Source organism: Fusobacterium sp. SYSU M8D902 (assembly GCF_040199715.1).
Lineage (GTDB): Bacteria > Fusobacteriota > Fusobacteriia > Fusobacteriales > Fusobacteriaceae > Fusobacterium_A.
The window spans coordinates 1-2,117 of record NZ_JBEFNA010000035.1 but is presented as its reverse complement, the minus strand read 5'-3'; the positions used below and the strand labels follow the sequence as shown (position 1 = coordinate 2,117).

The following is a 2,117-nucleotide window of genomic DNA, read 5'->3' as shown; positions in this document are numbered from 1 at the left end:
TTGTCCACTTATATCCACTTTGTTTTTCATTATTTTTTGGATTTCATTTTTTAAAGTGGAATAATAAAATTTTTGATTTTCTCCTTTTAATTTTAATAAACTATCTAAGATAGCTTTATCAGTAATTCCATTGAAAATTTCTTCTTCAACTTTCAGTTTTTCATATTCCTCAAGTTGAAGAAATTTATTAAAAAGAATATTGTCGTCTATAATATCTTTATTTTTGTCCACTTGTTCAACCACTAAATTTTCTTTATTTTTGTCCACTTGTTCAACCACTAAATTTTCTTTATTTTTGTTCACTGAATTTATTTGTCTTTGTTCTTTCTTTAATAAAGAAATAAAACAACCAGTTTTATTTTGTATTAAAGAATTAGCCATAACATTCTTATAATTAGAAGTTAAGTACTCAAGAGTTAGTGATAATTTATGTTTTTTTAAAAAACTAGATATAATATTTTCTAAATAGCTATTCCAATTTAGATCTAATCCATCAAAACTTAAAATTAAATTTTTAATTTTTTCTAATTCTAAGTTTTCATTTTTAGTGTTTGTATATTTATCCACCTGATTATCCATTTCGTTTTTATTTAAAATTTTATTTATTAAATCCATTTTTTTATCTTTTCCTGAATATGGAATCTTCATATTTTTACAAAGAGTCCTTAAAGATAAAGTTGTATATTTTTTTAAACTTTTTTCATCTATTTTTAAAGGTTTGTTAGTGTCTGTTATTTCGTCCACTAAATTATCCATTTCTTTTACTGGATTTTCAGTTTGTAACATAATTTTATCTATCAGTTCAGATTTTTTATCTTTTCCTGAATATGAAATCTTCATATTTTTACAAATAAGTCGCAGATCTCTATATGTTTTTCGTTCTAATGTAGAAATCGAAAAGCTCTTTAAATCTTCTAAATTTAAATTTTCATCATTAATCAGTCTATTATATGCTAAATCTAAACTTGATTTTGAGTTATAAATAATTTCTCTCACTTTAGAAATATTTACCTTATAATAAGTTTTTAATGGAATACCTGCTTTTTTCAAATAAAGTAGATTTTTTTCAACTGATTCATTTTTTAAATTATTGATTCTACTAGCTTTTATACCAGTATGTAATAATAGATCAGCATTAGTTATATAAAAATATCCTTCATTATCTAATTTATAGTTATTTTTATAGTATTTTTCTTTATCAATAAGAAAAGTAATAAATGTGGCTAATTCTAAGCCAAGAACAGAATATAATTTTCTGTTCAACATTAAAAATGAATCTTGTGACAAGATATCATAAATATCATTGTCATCTATAGATTGATAAGTAGATTTAATTTTATTCCTTCTACTTATTTTTAAATCGGGTAATTTAATAATATTATTCATTTTTCCTCCTGTTTATGATTGGAAAAAGTATAATAAATAAATCCTTGACATTAGTATAATTTTATAATAAAATATAGAAAAGATAAACTAAAATTTGATTTAAGAATGAGGAGTTGTAGCGAACTTCCTCATTTTTATTATACTTTTATTTTAAAAAGGTAGATTTTTTTTTAAACTTTATAAAATTATATCACAATTTTTTAGAAAAATAAATATTAAAAGCAAAAATATTTATATTAATAAAAAAAGTAGAAAGTCAGAAGGACTTCCTACTTAAAAAACTATCTTTCATTTCCTGAATTTCCTCTTCCTCTTGTTTCTCTTCCTCTTATTAACTTTTTAGAAGCAATAATATTTTTTTCTTTTTCTTCTACAAGGTCTTTAATTTGAAAAATATTTTTAAAAGTTTTATTATTATTAAATTTATTTATACTACATAATACACCACTAACGTTATATCTTTCTTCATAAGAATTTTGACAATAAATATCTCTAGTTCCATATCCTATATGTTTAAAAACTTCTCTTGAAAAATCTATAAATCTTTTACTTTTTTCTCTTTCATTCATATCACTTTTTAAAATAATAGGTGTTTTTAATTTTCCATTTTTATAGTATTCTTTAGTTATATATTCATATTTATCTTCATTGAAATGTGTTTTGCAAGTGAATTAATAATGTTTTGCCACTTAAATTTGAAACAAAATCCATTGTAAATTTTTATTGACTAG

The 2,117-nt window shown here is 21.2% G+C and carries 2 protein-coding genes; both read right to left on the bottom strand.

Features of this window, described 5'->3' with window-relative positions:
* Positions 1-1,386: hypothetical protein (locus tag ABNK64_RS09935; RefSeq protein ID WP_349764261.1), on the bottom strand; the 1,386-nt coding region annotated here is incomplete at its 3' end.
* 281 nt (positions 1,387-1,667) lie between these two features.
* Complete coding sequence (locus ABNK64_RS09930) at positions 1,668-1,955, bottom strand: hypothetical protein (RefSeq protein ID WP_349764260.1); 288 nt, start codon at positions 1,953-1,955, stop codon at positions 1,668-1,670.
* Positions 1,956-2,117 lie beyond the last annotated feature (162 nt).